Below are 25941 nucleotides of genomic sequence, written 5' to 3'. Positions count from 1 at the left end.
TGACTTACAGAAGGCTCATGGTTTGGATTTGGTTACATATTTCTTCATGCTGTGACGCGACATTCGCAGCAAAGCATCCTTTTGACTTCGCCATCGTATAGGAGCAAAAGAAGACATATAAGGAACCCCCATGGACTGCAGGCTGCACAGGTGAAGGCCAATTATAATCATGCCAATAATCATCCCGTACAATCCAAACGACGCTGCTATTCCCATTAGCCCAAATCGCAAAATCCGCACCGATATTCCAATATTGAAAGAGGGTAGGGCAAAATTGGCAATCGCCGTTATGGACACAACGATAACCATCGCGGCCGATACGAGACCCGCTTCGACAGCGGCCTGTCCGATGACCAAAGTACCAACGATGGAGACGGATTGGCCGATCGATTTAGGTAATCGAATGCCGGCCTCGCGCAGGATCTCGAACGTGATCTCCATGATCAGCGCTTCGATAAATGCGGGGAAGGGCACCCCTTCCCGCTGGCCGATTAAGCTTGTCAGCAAGTTGGTCGGCAGCATTTCCTGATGAAATGTGGTGATCGCAATATATAGTGAGGGGGTAAGGAGCGCTATTCCAAAGCATAGATATCGAAGAAGCCGAACAAGGCTGGCAAAATCCCATCGCTGATAATAGTCCTCGCTCGATTGAAACAGCTGAACGAACAACGCCGGAACCACCAGAACAAAGGGCGTTCCTTCCACAAAAATAGCAATTCTTCCTTCCAGTAAAGCTGATGCAATGACGTCAGGCCGCTCTGAATTATATACCGTCGGAAAAGGGCTGTACCGATGATCCTGAATCATTTCCTCGATATAATTGCTCTCAAGGACGCTGTCCAGCTTGATTTCATCCAATCTTCTGCGCAGCTCATCAAGTACTTCGATATCATATAATCCATCCACGTACATCACGGCCACTAGCGTATTGGTGTGCTCGCCTACAGTTCTTTCTTCAATACGCAGCCTAGGACTTTGAATTCTTCGGCGGACTAGAGCCATATTCTCGCGAAGGGATTCGGTAAAGCCTTCCCTCGGCCCTCTTACTACGGATTGTGAGCTGGCTTCCTCAACTCCGCGCTGCTTCAGTGCTTCAGTACCAACGTACAGTGAGGTTGATGTCCCATCCATAAAGATGATCGTATTCCCGGACAACAATTTCCCTTCAACTTCTTGAAAAGTGCTGGCTTCTCCCACTTTTCCCATCGTGATCGTGAGTTCTTTGAGCATTTTCATGCGCACTTCCGGTGACTGGTTTGGAAATTCAATAAATAGAGGTAAATCTGCATGAATCGCTTCGATTAGCAATCGGGGATCTCCCATCCCTTCAATATAGACCATCACCGTAGGTATAGCGCCCAAAGTCAACTCTCGGTAGATGATATCTCCGCTCTTCCCGAATCGACTCTGCATATTTTCTATAAAATGGGTAATGGAAACCGGCAATTGTTCTGGTGAAGCTTCTTCGCGCGATACGTTCTTCATCATGTAAACGACTCCTCGTTTGCCCTCTTGGTCAACTTTGCCTTACAAGGAATTCAATTACCCCCATTTATCTTTTCCTCTACTGTTCCCGCAGTTGGATATAATATACTTTTTGAGATTATCAACAAACACCCGTAATGAGTGTTACCGTTCTTTCATGGCTTTCCTGAACCCCCAGTCTCTAGTCGCGTGTGTTGTTACAAATCAACTCCGTCCCATCTGGGACGGAGTTGATTTGCGTTACCACACTGTTGGGGAAGAGTAATTCATTTCTGTATCCATTGCATCGATCGGAATTTACTTGGTGCTTTGCCATCCCCGATTCCGCCGCCCCATTCGATAAAACCTCTTCGCTGATTTCCGTCGTTATCATTCACCAATAGCGAAAAGTTGAATACGCCGCTCTCCGTCATGATCGGAACTAATTCCGACCAAGGTAATGCCAACTCGTACATCGTTAGCTTCTGTCCTTCGTCCCTGGTCACCTGAACCTCTCCGTTTGTGACCAATCCCTTTGCACCCCCTGCCGGCGTAATCCAGCGATAAATTTGTGCTCCTGCCGAGGTTTGCGAAATTCCATACTCATAATATTTCGGATCCTCACCGGGCAAGCCGTTCGAAATCGCAAGCTGGATGCTATCGTTGTTCCACATGTTCACATCGGTTGCCGGATAAGCGTGAATGTTATCTTTGATTTTTGCTGTCACATAAAAATAATCGTTGTCGTAGTTCAACCATACGGAACCGCTCAAATCATCGGCCCCTTGGTAGCCGCTCATCTTCACATTACCTTTGGATAAATCAATGGTCGGCGACTTTGCCACGATAAGCGGATCTGGATTTCCGTCTACGTTAAGTGTTCCGCGATAAACCGGATTGAAATCAATATTCCCTTTATAGACATAGGTTTTGTTATTTCCGTAAGCTACATCGATGTTGGTCAAGAAACTTTTCCCTAGTTCAACACTTTGCAGCGCGATATCGAATATCTCTGTTGAATCAGGTTGCAGCACTTGATTCACATCTTGATGGCCCGATAACGTGCCAAACTGCCAATCTATGCGATGAACAGGCAAGGCGTTGATCTTCGAGTGATTTCGGATTTGGACTTTGATTGATTGACTTAGCGGCTCGGTACCGTTCATTACCGGACGAATTTGAACCGTTTCGGAAGAATCTACAGCAGCGGCATACTGCAGCATCCCGATGGCTTGCCCGCCAGCCTTCAGAACTCCTTTGACGATCCGTGTCCCAGGTTCATCCATCCCGTTCACAACCACCGACTGCAGCTTGGTCTGACCAGCGGCAGCATTCAGCGCATAGGACTGGTCCTCTACCTCCAATGTAAAGTCAAGTGCTTCAGCTGTTGTATTGTTCATTTCAACCTGAAATGTCACAGGCTCGCCTGATAGTGCACCTCCACCAGTAACGGTAAACGTCGCATCCTTATTTATCGCTTGGATATTTCCCTTGATGTAGATCGGCTCTCCCGTCAAAGTGACGTAAATATTACCGTTCGTCGGCTTAAACGTCCGCGTATTTCCCATCATATCCGTTATTTCAACAGGTTGATTCGTCTTGATCACAGCCGACGTTGGTTCGAGCGACCATACCACCCGCTTGTTGTTTTGCCCACCATCCATAAATAGGTAGCATTTGATGCCGGGTTCCAGCGACTCTTCCTCGCGAAATTGCCAACCGGTAAGCTCTCTTGTCATCGCGGCGTATGCGGCATAAGCCGGTTTCGGAGTGAATGCGCCGTGCGGGTCAGCCGCATTACGGAGCAGACCGAAATTATCTTCATTGTAGTCGTTACGAAGCCCGTCATTCACCATATCATACCAGTAAATTTTTTCGACTCCGCTTGAAATCGCCGACACATAGTAGCGAACCAAATAATTTGCTTGTATTATTTCATCGACGCCATTCGCGGCCTTATGGGTTGGATAACCGAATTCCGTGATCCAAATCGGTTTATCTTGACCGTTATTATATTGGCGAATTAATGCCTTGATTTGATCGAGGGATTCAGTCAAGCCTTCCGGCTCATTCGGGTAACGGTAAGGATGTAGGGTCACCGCGTCCATGTACTGCAGCCCGCCCAGCTTGAACACTTCCTCGATCCAGCTTACGGCATCCTCGGAGGCAACAATGCCATAGACCGGGAAATCGGGGTGGCTGGCTTTGATCGTCTCATACGTTTTTTTCAATAATTTAAAATAATAATCAGGCCGGGAGTTGGCAGGACTGTTGCCTCTTTTACCGAACGAGCCGTGAAATTCATTGTATGCCTCCATCGCGATCAACTGATCTTTGTAGTAATCTACGTATGCTTCGGCATAGTTGGCGAAACCTTCACGACCTTGGTCGGTGTATGGCGTACCATTGTTGTCGTAAAGAGGGTTGTTATAGCCAGAGACAAACAGCATATCGATGCCTTGCTCTTTGAGCTTCGCCATATAGTTATCCGGCACGGGGTTGAACGTGTACACTCCCTTTGTTTTCTCAATCGCATGCCACTCGATGCCATCCCGGACCGATTTGACGCCTGCCTGTTGAATGATCGGGATCGTGTTCGTTTGTCCCCGATGCAGATGGGTCGCCATCCCGAAAGGTGAATCCGCTACAGCCGTAAAATCATAAGGCGACAGAACGGCAAACGACGTTTCCAATGGAACCGTTGATTGTTGACCAGACGATTCCACCGTTGCCTGGAGCTTAAAGTAGCCGCGTTTCGTATATGGGACTTTGATGATGGCATTGCCTCGGTCATTGAATTCTGTCCCTTCTGACATCTTGACGCCCTGCATATCATAGACAGACCACGTAACGCTAGGCAGCAGTGTCGCTACTTTGAACTGGATCGGTTCAATTTCATTGAACACATTTCCGATTTTCACTTGCTTTAGCTCGGTTTTCGGAACGTTCACGGTTACATAGGGCCCATCATAACTCCACTGATTTTGGCTGTTTCCAGCCTCGATCTTGAAGGTGTAAGTACTGCCGATATCTAAATCCTGGATCGGAATATGGTACGTAGCACTCGTTACGGTTGCTATGGACTTTCCATTTTGAAATATTTGATAATTGTCCGTATTTCCTGGTGACTGCGTTTCCGACCATTTCAAATCCAAACCATTCTCATTTAATTGTTCAATCGCAACGCTGGCGTCAGAAGGCCACCTCGGCGCCGATGGTTCAACGCGTCTATGTGATAGGGACAAGTAAGGCTGATTTTCTGCGTTTTCTTTACTGTTGATATGGATTAACGCTCCGCTTTTGGCAGCTTGGGCCAACCCGAAGCTGGCTACCTGATCGGAGGCAAGCTGTGCCTTCACAAAGGAGGTCACGTCCACCTGAATCCATTTCCATGTCAAACCTACATTCACATTGGCCAAATAATGGTCCATGACCGGCTTTTCATTCCATGTTACCCTGTTCTCCGTCCACGAATCGTCCTCTACCCCGTACAATTGAAAAGCCAACGGACTACCGTTCGCATTATTTACAGCTGCATACACGTTTAGCGTTACCGATCCTACCTCCCCCGAATAAGAACTTAGATCAAATTTCATGTAGGATTCCCGGGTATAATTCGGATCGCCAGACCACGTTCTCACCTGAAGCGTTGGAGCCGCACCGTAATTTGTATTTGCAGAAGATCCCGCATTCACATACGTATCGGCCTGTATAGGGATCTGGATGGCGGATTGACTCGTTTCAATCGCGTAAATCGAAGAACCTCCGCTAGACACAAATAAACTGACAATAACACATAAAGATAGAATGACGGATTTTTTCCATGTAAAAGCTGTCAAATACAATCACTCCTCTATTAAATTTTGTAAGCCTATCAGCATCTAATTAAGTTCTAAGTTCTTAATCTCCCCTGCTCTTATTTCGACCGCCATTTCTTCAACTTCGATCCACACCGAAATAGCAGACGGGTTATGTAAGATATGGCCGGACACCGAACAGCGGAGCTGCCGTAATGCCCTCATGTAAGCGACAATTTCAGAATTCGTGGCATACCATATGTCGCTCTGCCCCCCTACTAACTCGCCGAACTGTTCGAGCATGTTCCAATTCCGATCTCTATCAAACTCATAGCTATGTCCCCATACATAGAATAACTTCATTCGGGCGTGCCTCGATTGATCGGAGAGAAACCTTTCTCCGTACTCCAGCATTTGTTTGTGATGGCAAGTAGGATGCCATTGCAGGAAATCGGACGGCATATCGAAAGTATTCGTGCTGTTCGTCGTTCGAGCATATTCAATGCCAAGGCCCGGCAATGCCGACACAACTTGTGCATTCCAGGAACCATACGGATAGCTCATGCCGCGAACAGGATAGCCAGTAAGCGCTTCTAGTGCATTTCGATCTTCCATGATCTCCATAACCAATCGTTCCGGAGGAATTAGATCCAGATGAGGATGAGCTGACGTATGGGCAGATACTTCTTGCCCAGCATACAGCGTCGAGACCTCTTCTGCGTTAATATAACCGGGCTTCCCAAAAAAGCCCGAGTTGAGATGAAAGGCGCCTTTCAAACCGTAGTCGTTCATTTTTGCCACAAGTATACGGTCATCCACTCTACCATCATCGTAGCTTAATGTCACCGCTTTCATTCTTCCGCCAGGAAAACGGTCGTATCGTATCCTCAACGTAATCCCTCCTTTGTAAGGCAATGGTCATCAAACCATCCCCGCTCGATATTAGCCAGCATCAGATCCATTCCCGTCCTTTGAAAAGGCAGTGACATGTCCTGTTGAGTGATTTGCGGATCTTCCACTTTCGTGTACGTGAGCATGGCTTTGCCCGAAGAGGTAAACGAACAATTCAAATTCATATATTCGAATGGCCCGGTCTCAATGTCACCTACCTTTTTCCATGTGATCCCACTATCGCGCGATATGGCGGCGGTTAACGGGGTACGCAGTCCATAATGGTGTCTTGTAGGGTCGTAGCAGCTGTCGTTATAAAATAAAACCAAATCGTTAGAGCCAGGAATAAGTCTTAGGCAAGTGCATGACTCCGGGGCTTTGAGTCCCGAGGTTTGAGGTAATGTCCATGTTTCGCCGCCATCGTCGGAGAAGGACAAGAACACTGATCCTAACTGCGTTCGAAGTGACATGATCAACTGTCCGGAACCAAGCTCTGCGACCGATGCCTCCATGGCGCCGCGCATCGGTAAATTGACCGTCCCGCTTGACCTCCGCCAGCTGTAGCCCTCATCATCGCTTAGATAACAAGCGACGGTATTATGCTGGCTCCCCTGATGACCCGTCCCGAAGTGAAACGGAAGCAGCAATCGACCGCTCGACAAGACATTCATCTGATTGGCGCCTCCCTGAATCCATTGTCCGTTGGATCGGCTCCATACGGTGCCAGCCTCGCTCCAGGTTTTCCCCTCATCGAAGGAGCGGAATAAGCACATGGTCGCGCTGCTACCTCCACGATGACCGCGAACACAATGAAGCATCAGTTCACCGGAAGGCAATCGGGTCAAACCGGGTGCCTGCACATTATGATCACCAGGCTCCACGTCCACGAGCATCCTTTCCTCGCCCCATGTGATCCCATCGTCTCGCGAAATTTTGGCATGAATGCGGCAAAGACCAAAATCGCTTCCTCCCTCGAAGCTATCCTCGTATTTATGCCAAGCCAAAAGCAACCTGCCGTCCTTCAGCTCAACGACGCTGGCCGTATCATTACGCGGGTTGTCAGGTCCGGCTTCAGCCACCGTACAGTATCGGATCGCAACATTTCTCATCGTCTCCATGTCTTCCTCCTGTTCAATGGACAGCAGGACAGTAGTAGACAACCTATCCATCCTGCTTTCACGTTAGTTACCCATTAGAATTTTAGCTTGAACTCATAAAAGTCTTTGGTAAAAAAGGCTTTTGTTTTGTTGTCCTGATACCACTTTGCATACCATTCTTCTATATTTTTCCCATCGTTTTTGTCCCAAGTGCTTTTTGCATCCTGAAATGCTTGATCCATCGTATAAGAATTTCCAGATATGACGGCTTTGGTCCAGATATCCCCGATATTTTTAGTCGCATTGTTAAATGACGTCTGTAATTGCCCTGGCATGGCCGGCACATGTTCTGGGTGCGTAAAGTCAGGCATCGGATGCTTCTCGTCTAAATAGATCTCGTACGCCTGCTTCATTAGGTCCATATATTGCTTCTCTATCGGGTCGTTCGGATTCAACGCTGCTTGAAACTGTCCGCAAGAACCTTCTACAATTGGCGAAAAGAGCATCGTATAAGCAGCCGTATATTTGATCTTTGGATCGGTTTTTTCTTTATTGATGAACTGTTGACACCCATTCGGGCCTTCCTTCCAATCTTCACCCTTGATCCCATATTTCAAGGTCTGACCCGTTTCCTTGGCTGCCATAAAATCAACATATTCCATAACCGCTTCCGGATGTTTGGCACCTGCATTGATCATCCCAGTGATTTGAACCGGATTGGACAAAATGGGGCTGAACTGTCCGAATACGGTCGCGGGAAGCGGAATGACTTGCAACTCTGCATTTGGATCGGCCTTTTTCAGCGCTTTAAATGTTTCGATATCGGATTGATGGACGCTCGTACCCCACATTCCGATTTTTCCGGCGATAATTTCCTGCGCATATAGTCCCATGTAGCCGGATCCTTTTTTCGTTAGATAATCTTTGTCGATTAACCCTTCATCGTATAATTGCTTCTTGAACGCAGCAGCCGCTCTGGCTCTTTCCCAATCCCAGACCATCTTGTCATCGGAAATCGTCCAGCCTACGTTGCCGAACATGCTGTCGAGGACCTGGATGGAACGGGCACCCATATCAAGCGCAATAGTATCATTCTTACTGTTGCCATCCGGATCCTGATCGCGAAATGCTTTTAAAACAAGGATGAGCTCTTCCGGCGTTTGAGGTACGGAAAGATTCAGCTTTTTGAGCCAATCCGCTCTCACCATCAACACATTGTGCGGTCGCAAACCGTTAATCCGTCCGAACCCGTACATTTTCCCATCGGGCATCGTAGCTGCTTTTTTCAATGTAGGATATTCCTCGAGCAGCTTTTTGTAAGTCGTACTATATTTCTCGACATATTCATCGACAGGCAGAATTAATTTCTGATCATATAATTGGTTGCGGAACGCGCCGCTAAATTCCTGAATCAGGTCAGGAGCGGAGTCCGAGGCAAACAATGTATTGAATTTTTGAACAGACTCTGTTCTTGGAATAGCGATAACTTTAATCTGGGCAGGGCTGTTCTCGGACATCCAGGTCACCCATCTGTTCTTCTCAATCGTTCCTTCTTCCGGAGGTGTATTGCCTGCATCGTACGCAGAGATTGTAATCTGTGGCTTCGATGTATCTCCCTTGGTGCTTTCGCTTCCGTTCGGATCCCCTTTGGAGCACCCTACTGCGATGATCGCAAGCATACCGACGATGGCAATTTTCCATACGACCTTCCTTTTCGTGTTCATACATTGACCTCCTGTTTGCTTTTCTTATCAACTCATCACGCTAATCTCATCCTTTTACTGCGCCGATCAACACCCCCTTCACAAAGTGCTTTTGAAGTAGCGGATACACGACGAGCATCGGGATTAACATCACGGTCATTCCGGCTGAGCGAATCGATTCCGGCGTCAGCATTTGCCTGTCTTCTTCCTGTAAATTTTGAAGTTCGTTCATCAGACTCGATTGTGCGACCATCTGCTGGATGAGAACGGAAAGGTTATACTTGCTTGAATCATTTATATAGATGAGCACATTCATAAACGAGTTCCAGTGACTCACCCCGTAAAACAAAGCCAGGGTCGCTAGAACGGGAGCGGATAACGGCAGCACGATTTGAACCGCTAATCTCCATTCACCGCATCCATCCATCCGGGCCGAATCTAGCAATTCTTCGGGAAGGTTCTCAAAGAACGTTTTCATAATCAGCATATTGTAAGCGCTGACAAGACCGGGAAGCCAGATCGCCCAATAAGAATCGATCATCCCGAGCGACTTCACTAATAAATAGCCAGGTATAATCCCCCCGGAGAAAAGCATCGTGAAGATGATCAACATCGTCATGAATCGCCGCCCGAAAAAATACTTCTTCGATAGCGGGTACGCCGCTAATATCGTAAAGAGCATATTTAGTGCCACACCGACTCCAGTAATGATCAGGCTGTTCACAAATGCGTCAGGCACACGCGTTCCTTTCAGCAAAGCTTTGTAAGAGTCAAAGCTGAACTCCACAGGCCATATAAACACTTTACCGGCCAAAATCGCGTGATTGCTGCTGAACGACAGCGACACAATATGAAGCAGAGGAACTAATGCGGTTAACGCCCATAGTCCCAAAAACAATGCATTGATACTGTAAAATATTTTTTCGCTTGGTGTAGGCCTCATTCCTGTGTACCCCCTCTTAAAATCAGAACAACCCTTGGTCAAATTTGCGGGCTATCGTATTCGCAGTCAGTACAAGAACTAAACCGATAACCGACTCGAAAAGTCCGACTGCCGCCGTAAAACTGAATTGGCCACCCTGAAGCCCCACGCGGTACACAAACGTCGAAATGACATCGCCTACCTCGGAAACGGCCGGATTGGACAACATATACACTTTATCGAACCCGACATCGATCAGCTTCCCCATTTGCAAAATGAACATCACGATGATCGTGGAGCGAATTCCCGGCAGCGTAATGTGCCACACTTGTCTCCATTTCGGTGCCCCGTCTATAGCGGCTGCTTCATACAAAGAAGGATTGAGCGAAGATAAGGCAGCTAAGTAAATGATGGCGGAGAATCCGGCTTCCTGCCAAATGCCTGAGCCGAAATAGATGGCTAGCCAGCTCGGGATTTTATATAAGAAAGGAAACGGTTCCTCCGTGCCCATCATCGCATGCAGAAATGTATTCATCGCTCCGCTTGAGGAAAATATCGTAACAATGACTCCCGTGACGATAACCATAGATAAAAAATGCGGCAAATACACCAGCGTTTGTACGACCTTTTTGTACCACCTTCTACGAATCTCATTTAACAAGATGGCGAGGAGGATGGGAAAAGGAAAACCGATCACAAAGCCAAGTATGCTGATTAATAACGTATTACGGAACACTCTCATGAAGTCAGGACTGCTCCACAGCATTTCGAAATAGGTAAACCCGGCCCACGGGCTGTTCCATATGCCTTCACGGAGATTGTAATCCTTGAACGCAATAATGATCCCCCCAATCGGTATATATTTGAATACGATGAAGTAGATCAATACAGGTAGAAACAAGATCCAGAGGGGAATATTCGATCTCCATATTTTCCTTCGTTCCGTGTGTGTAGGGATGTGTTTTTTCTCTGCCACGGCTGCTATTTTCATTTTGTTAGCCCCTTCTTTTCCATTTTGATTGCCCATATATGCAGGATCGTTTGTTGAAGTGTCCCCAATATAACGGAGAACCGCGTTCTGGCACAATATACACCTTTTTTCTTCATAGATCAGGCGCAAAAAAAGCTTCCCTCAAGCCTTTCGAAGCCCTCTTCGAAAGTTGAGTGAAGCCTAATATACCTTTTTTTATTGTGTAGATAGATCCGTATAACGCATGTAAGGAACCGTCTTCATGGAGATTCCGTCGATATTTTTCTGTATTCTCCAGGTGTAAGTCCCGTCGACTTTTTGAAAACGCGAATAAATGATATCGTATGAAGGTACCCCACCTGACCCGCGATGCTTTGAACCGTATCCCGGGTGTCTCTGAGCAGCTGCTTTGCCCTTTCGACTCTCGTCAGCACAAGGTAATCCATCATATTCATGCCGATCTCTTCTTTGAAAATACGGCTCATAAAGCTGGAGTTGATTTGAAACAGCTCCCCAATCCCTGTCATGGAAAGATTGGAATCTGCATAATGCTCTTCCAAGTAGGCTTTAATTTTATAGATCAGTGCCGTTTGAGAGTCCTCTTCCTTACGTTTGTTCATTTCATCAAAGGTGGCGTGTAATTGTGCATAGAAATACGGGTACAGCTCGGCCTCCGTCTCCAGCGGTTCCAACCCTTCATTTAGGGAGTTCAGTCCTCTCTTCCAAATCTCCTTGAGATCTGTTGCCGTTTCGCTCATTTCACGATCCATGGAGAACAAAATAAGCTTCAACAGGTTAAGAACGCTATCTTTGGACATGCTGGCTTCCGACGTCTGTCGTACGAACTCTTGAATTTTTACAGCCCATCCGGAATCGCCTTGCCGGAAGGTTTGGGCGATACTCCGAAGGGATTGCGGCTGTACGATCAGTTCCTCTTCCTTCAGCTGCTGAATTTGATCCGAGAAGATGATTCGATTGCTGCCAAACTTAAACTTCATTTTGACAGAATGCATCGCCGCCTTATAGGAGTCAGCAATTTCATGGATCTCCTGTGCTAACGATCCGATACCGATGGTAATCGTCATATCCAGGTTCCCTTGAATCCATTCGCAAACTTCTTGCGAAATCGCTTCGACTTTAGAAGTCGGATTGCCTGATTGAAACAAAACAACCATATGGTTTCCTTGTATCCATTCTGTCCATACCCGAGAGTGATGCTTCTCCGCTACCTCTTGGAATACGCGTAAAATCGCATATTTCAATAAAAATTGATCCCGCTTATTATATCGCGCCATAAAGTTGGAATAACGATCGATTTCAGCCAAGGCAACACGAGCTTGATCGTGTTGTTCAAACATGGTGGCGATTAACTCATCGTCTCGATTGACGAGATTACCTTCAAGCAGATCCAGAAGCAGCTTTGTATGCCGGTATTTTACATTTTCGTTCCGCAGCATCTGCTGACCATTGAATTGATCGATCAATTGATCGATGGCCTCTTCAATAAAGTCAAAATCGTTGCGTTTCTCGCCTCCAAGCAGCTGTATACTTTTTTGCGATTTGAAGCGCTCCAAGCGATCTGTCAGCGCTTCGATCGGTTTGTAATTTATGCGGGTAATCGCATACATCCAATAAGCGCCGAATGCAATGACAAGCAACCACAACCCGTAACAAACATAAAAAATAGTCGAACTGAAGCCATACACCATAGAGTTGTTCACCGAACTGTGCATGCTCCATCCCGTATATTCCGAAGATACCGAAAAGGAATGGACATTTTTTGCCCAGGCCGCATCTTCACGCTCTCCAATGGAAGCAATCGGAACGTTCTCTTTATCTACAAAGTCTAGATGACTGTATTGGGCATTAGCCATTTGCTCGATCATCGATTCAATCGCATAAGGACGGACATTCACGACGATAAGCCCTTGTCCCCCGGAAATGGTCGGAACTTTGCTGGTAAGCGTCAATACGTTGCGGGTCACGCTTTCGCTAGAATAAGCATTGATTTCCGAAACTTTCCGCAAATTGGACCATTTCGACTTGGAATGTTGATGGATGACCTCCATCAGAAAGTCTCGATCCGGGAATTGATCGATCGATATTCTTTCATCTCTCGTCAACACGATTTGATCTCTGAAACGGTACAAGTATAGCGAGTCGATCAAAGGCGTCGCGTGAATGATATTTCGAATTCGTTCACTCATTTCAATCGAATCCAAATATTTGTTCGTTTCCTTTGCTGGATCGAAAAATTTATCGAAGGTCACACTGTTGAGAATTTCTTTTACGATTAATTGATCGATGGAACGCAGCGCGTCATCAACGCTTTGGAGCATTTGCTTCGTTGCTACCTCATTTACCCGGTTAGCTTCATTTCCGATCGTTAATCGTACCGTCATAATGGAAATGAGAACAACGATGGAGGAAGCGACGACGAAGATCGGAAGATAAGACAAAAGCAACCGGTAATACCATTGTTTTCGCATCCCGACGCACCTTTCCTTATGTAATCAAAATTTACGCAGCACATCGTTTTTTATTAAGATCATTTTGAGAACATCTTGTCCTGACTATATGGTAAAAATAGCACACCGAAGGTGTGCTTGATAAGAAATATTTATTTTATATCATCTCTCGTCAGGTATTGGTAGTTACCTTCAAGAAATCGAATTGTTGTGCAAATAGGCGGATTTGGTTCCGCTCCCCCATAGACAATTGTTGAATTGGTTTTCTCGGCGCTCCTACTTCAATTCCTTGCAAATGCAGGATTTCCCTTTCAAAAGCGATAAAATCGTACTTCATCAGCTCCGCGATGACGCTGTTCGCTTGGACTTGCAGTGCGCGGGCTGCTATCAAGTCCCCCATTTGGAACCTACGGTACAAATCGGAGAATAATTCCGGCATGATATTGTATGTACTCCCAATGGCACCGCAGCAGCCCATCGCCAACCCCGCCAGCAAACACTCGTCCGGGCCGTTAAACACGCGAAAGTTCGGACCGCACGCTTCGATCAATTGCTGAAGCTCGAACGTATCTTTGGATGTAAATTTGACCCCAATAATGTTCTCTACCTTGGAGAGCTCTTCATAAAACCGAACGGTCGATTGTACCCCCGTCATAGCAGGAAAGTGGTATAAAATGAGCGGAATGTCGGCAGCTGTAGCAATATCGAGATAATGCCCACGCACTTGCTCTTGACCATGCTTGTAATAAAACGGCGCAACCGACGATACGGCATCTGCACCCGATCGTGCAGCATGCTTCGTAAGCTCGATGCAGGTAGCCGTGTCCATCGCCCCAACATGTGCAATAACGGGTACAGCTCCTTGAACCTCGTCTACCACGATTTCGAGAAACGACTGGCGTTCGCGGGTAGTCTGAAGAAACCCTTCGCCCGTGCTTCCGCTTAAATAAAAGCCGTCCACCTGTTTATCCAGCAAATGACGAACAAGCTTGCGGGTAGCTGACTCGCTGATCCTTCCCTCCTGATCATAAGGCGTAATTAATGCCGGAATAATTCCTTTGAATTGATCTAATGTCAACATTTCTGGTTCACCTATATCCTTTCGATGATCGGCTTATTATTTTGAAAATCTCTCAATGGACAACGTTCTGAGGCTTTCCGTCCAGGAAGGATCGCACATTATCCACAGCTGTCTGAAGCAGTCTGCCGCGGGCTTCCCTCGTTGCCCAAGCGATATGCGGGGTAATGATACAATGGGGTGCATGAAGCAACGGATTGTCTGAAGCAGGAGGCTCCGTGGAAAGGACATCAAGCGCAGCTCCAGCAATTCTTCGCTCATTCAACGCTTGAGCAAGATCGATCTCGTTCACCAGTTTCCCGCGAGCAACATTAATGAGAAATGCATTAGATTTCATCAAACCTAAATGTTTTTTGTTTATAATGAATTCTGTCTCTGCCGTTAGTGGACAATGCAGGCTGACCACGTCTGAATTCCGGAATAGTTCATCCCTGGAAGTCCATCGGAAGCCGTCAAAAGGGACATCACGATCCGTTTCCCCTTTTCCATTTATAGCGATCACTTTCATCCCTAACGCATGAGCAACTCGAGCCGTTTGCATGCCTATCCTCCCTGCTCCGATGATCCCCATCGTTTTACCAGCTAGTTCAATTAACGGAGTTTCCCAATAACACCAATCTGGATTTGCCGTCCATGCCCCCTGTTGTACAGAACTTGCATGTTGTCCGACCTGATGGCAAAGCTCAAACAGTAGTGCAAAAACAAATTGAGCAACAGAATCGGTTCCATAGCTTGGTACATTCGTAACCACCACTTGTTGGGGAGCAGCTGCTGTTACGTCAATCACATCATAGCCTGTAGCAAGAACGCCGATATAGCGTAAATCCGGCAGCTGCTGCAGCGTAGTCGCAGACAGTGGCGTTTTGTTGGTCAACAGCGCCTGAGCTCCTTGAGCACGCTCGAGAATCTTATCATCAGGGGTACGATCAAATATCTTGACTTCTCCAAGTTTGATCAATTCATCCCAGCTCAAATCGCCGGGGTTTAGTCGATATCCATCCAGCACAACGATTTTCATATTCAATTTCCTCCAATCGCTATCCAAAATTCTCTTTGAAGATCAATCCGTGTCTCTCATTCATGTTTCTCCTATCCTACTTTCATGCTTTTGATATAATAACAGTATCTGGAATAGGGGGTAGGAGCATGTATCCGAAGTATCTATTCGAATATCCTAATATGAACGCCAGCTTCCCTTTCTTTATGAAACGAAAGCTGCAGTTGAAGACACCTTCTCATCGTCACGATTTCGTAGAACTGACCTTGGTGCTTAACGGTCAAGGTACAGAAACCATTAATGGCGCCACTCATGATATGCTGCCCGGCATCATAGTACTGCTGCTTCCATACCAAGTGCATGAAATCGTCTCTGATCCGAACGATCCTCTCGATTTATATATTTGCAATTTTCCTTTGGATGTCATCTTGGAGCTTGGAGAATTGGATGCCGGATTGCATGATATCCTGTTAGGCAATGCCGCCGACGAAAGGAATACTTTCGTTTATTTTGAAGGTTGTCTGTTTGATGAAATGCGGCAAATCTTCACTTCGCTCTGGAATGAATACGAGAAGCCGATGCCATTTGCAACGGTAATGTTAAAAGCAAACCTACAGCGGGTGTTAACCCAGTTTGCACGAAGCAGCCTGCAGGCCGTAACGAATATATCGACCTGTACGTCGTCCCAGATTTCGATATCGAAGTCTCGCTCGATTTGGCCTATAATTCGTTATATTCACGAGCATTACTTGGAGCCTCTTCATCTCACGGATTTATCCGAGCGATTTGGCATTCACCCCTCATCCCTAAGCGAATTATTTACCCGCCAATATGGCATTCACTTCATTGACCTGCTTCACGAGCTTCGTGTCCGCCATGCATGTTCGTTGTTGCATGCTACGGAGATGCAGATCGCAGACATTGCCGAGGAGTCTGGTTTCGGCTCCTACTCCAGTTTTGCGCGGATTTTCCAGAAAACCAAGGGAGCATCTCCCAAAGAATACCGGATATCTCATCGTACAGGGAGACACAAGAAATAAAATGCCATCAGAGGATTGAAGTACCTACAGCAGATGATTCAGATTCAGGTTCAGGTTCTCACCGTTTGTTTGCAGGAGATCCTTATTGATTTTTATGACCACGCGTTTCGTCACATTACCGCCAGTCTGGCTGCAAACTGGTCGGTGAAGGTCATCAGGGAAATAAATGACGAACATGCCTGGTTTTAACGGCAATTCGAATTCATTCTCAACCCTTTCGTACAAGGCATAATCCCTGTCGGACAATAATTGATCCTCGACCGGAACGTTCAGCTCGGATTGTCTGGCAACGATATGAATCTCTTCTCCTGTCACAACCATTTGAACGTCGATATACTTGGCGTGATGCTCCGATTTACGTTCCTGCGGAACCACGGTGTTGGCTTGTTGAATCATAGCGAACATGTCATCCCCAAGAAGGCTATACGTCCCGATATCAGCATTCTCCAAATCTGTCGTGCGCAAGTAATCCACTGCTTTGTGCAGAATTGGGGCATATGCCCATTTCTCTTTCTCCCATTTGCTCAAATCGCCAAGAATCATCATGAATCCCTCCCTCTTCTTACCATTCTCCCGAAGTGCCGAACCTGTTCTTCACATTCAAGCCAAATTGTCTACCTGACGCATCGATCCCCGCCAGCAGCTCCTCCACCGTCATTCCTGCTGCACTGCGTGCCGCCGGTATCACCGTGCTGCATTCATTGCCGTCCATATACACGGAAGCCTCCAATAATCGAGCTTCGTCTTCCTTCGGGATGACCAGAAAACCATGCTTGTCAGCATGAATAAGCTGGCCCGGCTGAACTTTGCAGCCAAATACCTCGACCTCGATCCCCCAGCGAACGGGAGTACTGTATGCATGACCGACGCATGTTCTCCGAGCGATGGCTTTGAAGCCAGCGTTGTTCATTTCATCGATGTCTCGGATCGCTCCGTCCGTGATGGTGCCTATACATCCCAATGAGCGATGAATGTTGCTGTTCACCTCGCCCCAGAATGCGCCGATCACACGAGGTTTATCCAGATCCTGCACCACAACAATCTTTGGCCCGGGCACGCTAGCCACATACTTGCGATATTCGCTCCACGCATTCGGATGATGCTTGGGGTGATCCGGATTGCTCGGTTCAAATTGCACCGTCACCGCATAACCGACCATCGGCCCCATGTGCGGCATGAAATCGCGGCTTTCATCAAGATTGAAGCCTTGCGTAATATCATGCTGCGTGATCACCTCCCAGCCATTGTAGATCGTGGGCGTATTCCAACGTTTGAGCTTCAGCAGATCCGCATAGGATAATGTCATCTTAATTTCTCCCTCTCTTGATCGAATTGAATCCTATTATAAGCGGTACATAAAGGAAAGAACTGGCACTTTTTCGTTGGAACCTCTCAGAATTTCGGTTCTACTTACATTTCTGCTATTGAAGGGGATAATACCAATTATCGGACTTTGTTCTAACACAGTCTGAAATTCATTCGATATTCAAAATGAACGATCAAAAAACAAAAAAACAAATAACGCCTCTTGAAGACTCAGGGAGTCCCAACAGGCGTTATCTGATCAAAATTTCCTACCATTTTAAAGTATTGTTAATGCGTCAGCCCTTTAGCTTGCAGATAGGCTCGCTTGTATTCGGCCGCTTTTTGGGCAATCAAGCTGTAGTCCTGACGCTTCAAGGCTTCGTTTGTCAGATCCGAGCCAATACCGACGGCTATTGCCCCCGCCTTAATCCATTCGCCAAGATTATCAAGCGAGACGCCACCGGTCGGCATGATATTCGCCTGCGGCAGCGGGCCCTTGATCGCCTTGATCATCGACGGATCATACAGGTTGCCAGGGAACAGCTTAATAATGTCCGCCCCTAATTCTAGTGCTTCCTGGATTTCCTTGATTGTCATAACCCCCGGCATGACCGGAATCCGATAACGATTGCACAGCATCACGGTGTCTCTGCTCAGGCACGGCCCAACAACAAACTGGGCACCGCTCAATATCGCCGCACGCGCGGTTTCCGGATCAAGCACTGTACCTACCCCAATGATGGCATAGGAGGATGGATCTTCGGCGTTCCATGAATATTTGCGCGACAACGTTTCAATAGCCCGGAGCGCAAACGGCACGGTCATCGTCACCTCGATCACTTTGATGCCACCGGCAATCGCCTGTTCGGCCATCTCCACAACCTGCTCCGGCGTTTCGCCGCGCAGGACCGCGACCACGCCTTCCTCCGTGATTTTTTGAATCAGCTGCAGTTTCTTCATCTTAACTCCTCTTTTCTATTCGGTAACTACACGGAGTACGATTCAAACGTACACTCCGCTCCGTTTATCGTTCTCGCCAAGTTCCCTGAAGTCATATGCTTCAGAATGAGTCGATCTTCCGTCGTCCATCCTGTATATGAAACCTCAAGCTCGCCGTCTATCTTGAATTCCGGCCTGTGCTCGGACATTCGCCGTGCGAACGTCGCCAGCTGTCCGATCCCCCTGTTCTCCGCTTCCGGGACGGACACCGCTTCTACGGTGAGAGCTATTCCGGCGCCATGGCAAATGACCTGATGATATCCGGACTGGTCCCTAATGTCATAAGCAGTCCCGGGGCTCAAATGTACGGCAAAATAGACCTCATCTACTTTACCGTACAAAGCTTCTGACTCATACAACCATTCCCCTTCCGGTAGAACGCCGACAATTTCCGTACCGCCGGCACCCGCTGGTTCCGGTAGCGGATACAGTGCCAGCACCACATTTTTGTGATACAGCACCTCCATCCACTCACTTTGGTGGCGGGGATCGCCACCAGAAGGATCATATCCCTCTCCCGGGTGAAAAAAATACAGCTGATTTGCCTTGCTGCCGTCGCGAACTGGGAGGCTGAACATCCAGCGTAGCTGCTCATTGTCGAACTCACGAACCCGCTCCCACAATCCGCCCGCCGCAAAATGTTCCGTCACATAAGCATAGGAGTGCAGCTTCCGCATCTCGCCGTCAACCGACTTCATCACAACCTTACGCACTTCCGACGGTTCGCTTCGGTTTAGGGCAAGGCGCCGTTTAGCTTCTGGGGCTTCGTGGAACAGAAAACCGGCATACTCCGTGCGCGGCATCTCCTCCGGAAGGCTAAAATCACCGAACTGGACATAATCATGAAGCACATTGGCATCCCTCGGCGCATCATGCGGCCATCCCCTGGAGTGGGCTCCTACCCACGCCCCTTTCAAATAATAGGACGTGCGCAGGCTCCACAGCTCATCCAGCAGTTCATACAGCTCCTGCTTCAATTCCGGTTCCTCCACCATTTCCAATGCGCAGGTGAACGCCTGTGTCCAATGCCAGAACCACGGCAGGCACCCGTACTCAGCCATACCTTCCCGGCGGAGCAGACTCAGGGTATCCCGAAGACTTTGTTTTCCGTCCTCCAGAAGTTCCTTATCGCGGAAGCGCTGGCCGAATATTAACTTGGCTGCCGTATATTTAGCCTCATGATGATTGCACACGGTAAGCGGCTTGCGAAAAAAACCTCCGTGGTAGATGTGTTCCAGCGCAGCCTCAAACTCCGCCGCCAAGCCCTTGCTCATCTCATTTTCAAACTTACGATGGAAAAAAACCATCAAGCTTCCCATCAATTCCACCGGCAGCGCATGCGGACTCGCCTCTTCCGGCTTCGTCCCCAGGTTCAGCGGCCAGTGCCCGTGCATGGGATTCTTCGCATCCCGGTTCTGCAGCCGCAGCACACGACCCAGAACCTCCTCTGCCAATTGTTTACCTTCCTGCCGGTTGAACTGCGGATCATTCTCGAAGTCTACCGAAGCTGCAAACAGATAAGAAGCGTAATAGAAGTTATCACGAACATCCCTGTGAAACCACAGCCCGCTGGATAGTAGGGGCTGCCTCCATGCTTGTTCCGCAACGTTCTGAACAATCCGTTTCATTCTCTCTTTATAATCGCTCATGTGTTCTCCTTTCCTAATCCGATGGTAAAGCCGCTTCCCACCATAATGCAGAATAAAAAAATGAACCAAAAGAAACAAAATTCGAACCTATATAAACATTAAAAACCTAAATGAACAAAAAGGGAAGCTATATTTAATAATCAGTGCCTTCACTTACCTTGCATGGCTTGACCTTTACCCCAGAAGAGGGCCTAACGGCCCTCTATTAATGGGTTTGCCATACCCAGGAAATCGATCATATTCAGCATTACCTGTGCCGCCTCTGCACGGGTAGTCTGTCCCTGGGGATGGAAAGCTTCTCCCCTTCCCTCCATTAAACCAAGGTTTACGACAAGCTTCAGGTCTTCCCGTGCATAAGCGGAAACTTCATCCGCGTCTATGAACTTGATTTCTTTAACCTGTCCTTCCATACTGCCCTTGATAATCGTTGAAAGTCTTGCAGCCATGACAGCCATATCCTCCCGGCTGATCGGCCCATTGGGGTCGAATATACCATCCGCTTTACCTTTTACAAGCCCGGCTTGATAGGCAGCGGCAACCGCGTCCGCATACCAGGCCTGTGGTTTGACGTCATCAAATGCGTTTTTGTCACTTGCCGCAAAACCCCAGGTCCGTACGATCAATGAGATAAATTCGGCGCGTGTTACCGCCGAATCAGGAGCAAACTCCGTTTCCGTCCGACCATTTACAATATGCCGTGCGGTCAATACTTTAACAGCGCGCTGCGCCCAGTGCGAAGCAGGCAGGTCGTTAAACCCTTTGTTGTATTCCAGCACAGTGTATAACCCAGGACTATTTATGTAAGCTTCGATTGATTCTTTGTGGTTCCCGGTTAACCCGCTGACATACTCCCAGGTTTGGACATCTTGATCATATACATAAATCCCCAACAGTTCAGGATCCAATCCGGCATAAGCCGAGGCGTCAAAACGGATCCGGACAGGCACCGCAAAAGGTTGATTATATTCCTTTTCCACATCTGCTCCGACAAGAAATACGCCGAATTTCATCATCCCGCCGGATCGGAGATGAAGATTCGATCCACGGGAACCACCGACTAAAACGGACGCTTCCTGTTCCCCAACCGGTTCGAATGTCAGCAGTACCGCCGTATGGCCGACCGAATCGGCTTCGATTGCCGAAAGCAGCGCCGAATCGATTGTAAGAGTTACGCCCTTCTTCTTGATTTCCAGCTTGCTTTTTCCAAGAAGCGCTCCGGCTTGTTGGGGCAGGCTGATCTTGGTTTCCTCCTCAGTGAGTGAGATCGAGACTACGCCGTCCACTGGCGCCCGAAGCATCTTCTCATTCACGATTTTGACCCCGTGGGTCGCTTCATGATCGCTTGTTTCCGTTGAAACGTCCGAATTACCTTGCGTCCCTTCATTGCCGGACGGGTTGTCGTGCGAACCACCCTCTGATCCATCCCCGTTACCGGAGCCATTATCCGTTCCACCCTCCGTAGAGGATGGATCCGTCGTTACTCGCAGCTTGTTGCTCTCCGACAGATTGCCTGCGGCATCGGATGCCTTCACACTAAACACGTATTCGGTTGCAGGAATCAACCCGTCCAGCGTTTGGCTATACACCGACGCAGACACACTCGTCACCCACTGCCCATCTCTGTAAAGGCTGTAGCCGGATACTCCTACATTGTCGGAAGACTCGGACCACTTTAAGGCAATTGAAGTATTTGTCACCGATGTATAGCTCAGCACAGGCGCGCTTGGCGGGGTGTCATCACGAGTCGCGACCGTAATCTCCCGGCTGTCTCCTACCCGCTGGCCGCCTCCATCAAGGCCCGATACCGCAAAGTGATAAATGGTGCCGGGCAGCAGGCCGTCTACGGTCGCAGTGTAGGTGTCGGATGTCACTGTGCGGTAAGTAGCGTCACTCACCGAAATACCGTCCTTGGTAATTTCATAACCTTCTATTCCCGACACGCCATCCGGGACCGTCCATTCCAGATCGACACTCGTTTCGGTTTGAAGCGTCGAATGCAAGGAAGAGACAGGCACCTCTTTCTTAAAAACAACGGTATGCGCCGCACCTAATGATCCGTTTGTGTTCAAGCGCAGTTTAATGAATGGAGTCGTTTGTTCAAGGCTTACAGTAGGATCGGCACTTGCCAATACCAGCCCCGCGCAATATAAATACAGCGTTATTTCGGACTGCTGCTGTGTCGGATCGGAGACCGTGAGACTCAAGCCGTCGTCCGTTTCCTTCATGATCACCGAAGCCGGCTGCTCCGAACGCAGATCGTCCACGGTACCCGGATTCCAAAAATTAGCCGCTGTGAGGCCAAGCGTCTTCTCCTTCACCGCGTGGATGTCTATCGTGCTTGCCAACACGTCGATATCCGGATTCTCGCTGTACTGCTTGGTTGCCTCCCCACCCTGCTCAGGCAGCAGAACGTATGAATAGGAGGCATTAGCTGGTGTTTCTCCGTGATCGAAGGCTAGACTTAAATAATTCCGTATAATCGGAGTATCCGCTTGCGAGCTGTTGATCTCCTTCCAACTGGCGGTTCTGTTCTCACGGAGTACCGACAATTCCGCTGCATCCGGGAAATAATACCCCGTTCCGGCGCCATCCGTATTACTGTCGAGATGTGCCCAATGCACACCGCTCGTCTTATATGGGGATCCGGTCGCTAACGGCTGGTCAACGCCGTCCATAATGAGTCTATTGTCCCCGGCATCATTCAACATGCGGTTCTCGATTAGGGTTTCAACCGTTTGAGGCCCGCTTCCATTACTGGTAATACCGGAGCCAAGCGCGACAATCTCATCATCAAACATGAACCAGGATTTTTTGCCCTTCAAATCGCTGCCCGTCACTTTAGCCAGCGAGAAATCCATGCCGGCGGCTCCGTATTCGCCATCCAGCGATACGCCCCCGACCCAAGATTGAGTATTCATGTATGAGGTCCATTCTCCGGGAACCCGCCCTTGTCCGGATCCGTCCGTTGTGGTCCCCGGCAAACGGAAGGAATCGACGGTCGGCCAGAAGTCATTGCGATACTGCCCGAAATCCCGGTCATACAAATAAGTCATGCCTATGCCTGTATACCAGCCCTTCAGGTTCTCGTTATTTCCCTTCTCAAAGGCCGAGATGCGATCCGAAAACAGGCTCAGCCCAAACCCGAAACCATCCCGCAAATGAACGACCCGGTCCATGCCTGCGAACATTTGATTTTTTACCAGGTGGCCCCTCGGTGTAATCGCATCCTCGTTCATCAGCTTTTTGATGACCATGATATCGCCAAGGGACAATCCTTCGTAATAATTACTGTAGGTCGTATCTTTGGATATCCATTCCTTTGCCATTTGTTTGATGGATATGGCCACATCAGCCGGTGCAGATTCCGCCATGCGCAGCAAAGTAATGATCGTACTGCGGGCGCTGCCGCTGCCAGTGCGGGAGATCCCCCTTCCGTTGACCATATCCATGAACTGCCCGTTATAAATGATCGGCTCATAGGTCTGCGATACCCAGTCATACACATTCAATACGTTACGATCCGTGATCGGCCATGGCGAATCGGTCAGCAGATAGGACATGTCCGCCGTGCCTTTCAACCATACCGATCCATAACCTCCGGTATAAGCGATATTCGAGTGCTGCACAAGGGAGCCGTCGCGATATACGCCGTCCCCTTTTGTCGCATAAACATATTCGGAACCGATCGAATCTCTACCCAGCATAATTTTGGCACTGTTTTTTTCGATAATTCCACGAAGTGTAACCACAAACGCTTTATCCAATAAATTGGCACCGGTCATTTTGACCCCACTGACGCCAAGCACGGATCCTACCTTCGGATTCGGACAGAATGTATCGATTGCCGAAATGAAACGGGTGATTTGTTCCCGAGACAGGTGGTCGTACATCAACACCATCACATCATTAAGTACTTGCGGAGCACCAATCTCCCAGTCCCACCAGTTATTGTAGGCTTTTTTACTGCCGTTGTAGCGATTTGCATACATCCAGTCGAGTGCGCTGACAATATCGTTCGCAAGCTCCTTGTTTTCGAACAAATCGGAGCCAGGAACGGAATATGCTAATGCCATCGTTTTCAATCGGTTATAAGCGGTCGTGATTTGGCTGGAATCGGTCGTGCTGGTCAGATCACTCCACAACCATGTGCGCCCGGGTGACTTGTCCAGCGACTTCCAGAATCCAGAAGCCTTATTCGCTTGGGCGGTTACAGCCGAGACAATATCAGGATCACTTTCGTCAAATGCGCCGCCAGTCAGACGTGTATGCCATTTTTCACGTAAGCTTTCGTAGGCCTCCATGTCTGAAGCTGATTCCACATTTACCAAACATTCTGCAAACGTCAGACCATCCGGTGTTGAAATTCTGATTGTTGTGGTACCGATACCTACGCTGGTAATCTCCCCAAGATCATTTACGATCGCCACATCGGGGTTGCTTGAAGTCCATATTACACTTTTGTCCGATGCCGTAGAAGGCGTCATGGTCGGAGTCAACCTAACCTTGCCGCCAACTGCCAGTGAAAAGGCCGTTTGATCCAGCGTGATTCCGGTGTAACCTGAATATTCCTCCAGCACCAGGTCGTCAAACCAGACCTTCCCTTTCCCTGTCTCCAGAAATGGCTCAATGGTCAATTTGGTTGTTGTTTCGGGAATCGTCAGAACCACCTGCTGCATTGTCCAATCCCGCGTTCCTGTCCATTTCTCGGAAGCGGGTCCGTCCCCCACCTTCGCCGTATTATAGTATTGTGTCCGGAAGTAAACGCCCTGGCCAGATACGTTATCCGTCTTTAGCCATAGCTTAAGCTTGTAGGATTTGCCGGCCGTCAGGGATGTGACCACCTGCTTGACGGATACCCGACTCGTATTAAAAGCATCAAACAACAGTGACTGTTTCCCTTCATGCGAGTGTTCCGTATCGATTTTGACCGTTGCCGTTTTGTTCGGCTCTTTGCCGCTGCCGGTTGGAATCCATAAATCCCAATGAACCGGAATCGGATCCGCGATCCCTTTCCAGGCCCCGTTTACCGTGGAAGTCGTTTCTTCGAAGCTTCCATTAAGCATAAGATTGGTAGATGCAGCCGACGCTACCCCGGCTGTGAAACTCCCGATGCTTGCGGACAAGAGATCTATCCCAAGCATAAGCGCTAACACCAGACTGGTTTTTCGCATTAATTCACCCCGCCATATGGTTAAAGTACAAGCCACAAACCTGGTACGCGTACACCTCAGCTTTCTAAGACTCCTACGGCTCAATACCCGCATCAGGCTTCGTGTTACTTGTAATCTTACTTAGTTGAAAAAATAGGGATGTGGATAATTTTGACCGAAAGCGTATACATTTCTGACATTGTCCTGGACTCCTGTTTCGGGCACATACGTTAAAGGGGGTGTCCCACAAGATCTTAGATCTTGCGGGTGGCCCCCTTCTTGCTGTTAGAAGACGTTCCATGTACGAATCATTCCTACCATCGCTGTTGCCCCTGCTTTTAGACGCTAAGAAACCGTTCTTTGGTAAAATGGAGGTGTTACCCAATTACGAAAGGAACGGTTTCTTTTGTA

General features: G+C 48.2%; 16 protein-coding genes. 1 reads left to right on the top strand and 15 read right to left on the bottom strand.

Translation table 11 applies throughout. The annotated features are described in order from the left end of the window. Positions 1 to 15: 15 nt before the first annotated feature. The 10 genes from CRG97_RS14060 to CRG97_RS14015 all read right to left on the bottom strand — a co-directional run bounded on the left by CRG97_RS14060 (position 16) and on the right by CRG97_RS14015 (position 15408). The gene (locus CRG97_RS14060) at positions 16 to 1485 is read right to left on the bottom strand and encodes a spore germination protein (protein ID WP_202618941.1); all 1470 of its coding nucleotides are present in this window, start codon (positions 1483 to 1485) and stop codon (positions 16 to 18) included. 266 nt (positions 1486 to 1751) lie between these two features. Then, positions 1752 to 5303: a CBM96 family carbohydrate-binding protein gene (locus CRG97_RS14055; protein ID WP_098743845.1), complete on the bottom strand. Its 3552-nt coding sequence runs from the start codon at positions 5301 to 5303 to the stop codon at positions 1752 to 1754. Positions 5304 to 5345: 42 nt separating this feature from the next. Then, positions 5346 to 6152: a polysaccharide deacetylase family protein gene (locus tag CRG97_RS14050; RefSeq protein WP_098743842.1), complete on the bottom strand. Its 807-nt coding sequence runs from the start codon at positions 6150 to 6152 to the stop codon at positions 5346 to 5348. Next, entirely contained in the window at positions 6149 to 7312 is a 1164-nt protein-coding gene (locus tag CRG97_RS14045) for a sialidase family protein (RefSeq protein WP_161952934.1), read from the bottom strand. Before CRG97_RS14045 ends, CRG97_RS14050 begins: the two co-directional genes overlap by 4 nt. A gap of 32 nt (positions 7313 to 7344) precedes the next feature. Next, a complete protein-coding gene (locus tag CRG97_RS14040) occupies positions 7345 to 8973 on the bottom strand; it encodes an extracellular solute-binding protein (protein ID WP_098743837.1) in 1629 nt (542 codons plus the stop codon). Between the two features lie 46 nt (positions 8974 to 9019). Then, positions 9020 to 9895: a carbohydrate ABC transporter permease gene (locus CRG97_RS14035; protein WP_098743835.1), complete on the bottom strand. Its 876-nt coding sequence runs from the start codon at positions 9893 to 9895 to the stop codon at positions 9020 to 9022. Positions 9896 to 9917: 22 nt separating this feature from the next. Beyond that, positions 9918 to 10865 carry an ABC transporter permease gene (locus tag CRG97_RS14030; protein WP_237566392.1) on the bottom strand — a complete coding sequence of 316 codons (948 nt, stop codon included), beginning with the start codon at positions 10863 to 10865 and terminating at the stop codon, positions 9918 to 9920. A gap of 239 nt (positions 10866 to 11104) precedes the next feature. Then, complete coding sequence (locus CRG97_RS14025; RefSeq protein ID WP_098743829.1) at positions 11105 to 13333, bottom strand: helix-turn-helix domain-containing protein; 2229 nt, start codon at positions 13331 to 13333, stop codon at positions 11105 to 11107. A gap of 151 nt (positions 13334 to 13484) precedes the next feature. Beyond that, positions 13485 to 14393, bottom strand: coding sequence for a dihydrodipicolinate synthase family protein (locus tag CRG97_RS14020; protein ID WP_098743825.1), 909 nt, complete (start codon positions 14391 to 14393; stop codon positions 13485 to 13487). 52 nt (positions 14394 to 14445) lie between these two features. Continuing rightward, entirely contained in the window at positions 14446 to 15408 is a 963-nt protein-coding gene (locus CRG97_RS14015; protein WP_098743823.1) for a D-2-hydroxyacid dehydrogenase, read from the bottom strand. A gap of 128 nt (positions 15409 to 15536) precedes the next feature. Here CRG97_RS14015 and CRG97_RS14010 point away from each other — a divergent pair, with 128 nt between their 5' ends. Further along, entirely contained in the window at positions 15537 to 16427 is an 891-nt protein-coding gene (locus CRG97_RS14010) for an AraC family transcriptional regulator (RefSeq protein WP_161952933.1), read from the top strand. Between the two features lie 24 nt (positions 16428 to 16451). Here the strand turns inward: CRG97_RS14010 and CRG97_RS14005 are convergent, their stop codons facing one another. The 5 genes from CRG97_RS14005 to CRG97_RS13985 all read right to left on the bottom strand — a co-directional run bounded on the left by CRG97_RS14005 (position 16452) and on the right by CRG97_RS13985 (position 25551). Then, the gene (locus tag CRG97_RS14005; RefSeq protein ID WP_098743818.1) at positions 16452 to 16973 is read right to left on the bottom strand and encodes a NanQ anomerase/TabA/YiaL family protein; all 522 of its coding nucleotides are present in this window, start codon (positions 16971 to 16973) and stop codon (positions 16452 to 16454) included. Positions 16974 to 16989: 16 nt separating this feature from the next. After that, complete coding sequence (locus CRG97_RS14000) at positions 16990 to 17733, bottom strand: RraA family protein (protein WP_098743815.1); 744 nt, start codon at positions 17731 to 17733, stop codon at positions 16990 to 16992. 287 nt (positions 17734 to 18020) lie between these two features. Further along, positions 18021 to 18692: a bifunctional 2-keto-4-hydroxyglutarate aldolase/2-keto-3-deoxy-6-phosphogluconate aldolase gene (locus CRG97_RS13995; RefSeq protein WP_098743812.1), complete on the bottom strand. Its 672-nt coding sequence runs from the start codon at positions 18690 to 18692 to the stop codon at positions 18021 to 18023. Between the two features lie 26 nt (positions 18693 to 18718). After that, a complete protein-coding gene (locus CRG97_RS13990) occupies positions 18719 to 20380 on the bottom strand; it encodes a hypothetical protein (protein WP_098743809.1) in 1662 nt (553 codons plus the stop codon). A gap of 191 nt (positions 20381 to 20571) precedes the next feature. Next, complete coding sequence (locus tag CRG97_RS13985) at positions 20572 to 25551, bottom strand: polysaccharide lyase family 8 super-sandwich domain-containing protein (protein WP_161952932.1); 4980 nt, start codon at positions 25549 to 25551, stop codon at positions 20572 to 20574. Positions 25552 to 25941: the final 390 nt, after the last annotated feature.

This window comes from Paenibacillus sp. EZ-K15, assembly GCF_002573715.1.
In the GTDB taxonomy this organism is placed as follows: domain Bacteria; phylum Bacillota; class Bacilli; order Paenibacillales; family Paenibacillaceae; genus Paenibacillus_AQ.
Note: the sequence above shows the minus strand (reverse complement) of the source record. Positions and strands in the feature narration are given on the sequence as shown.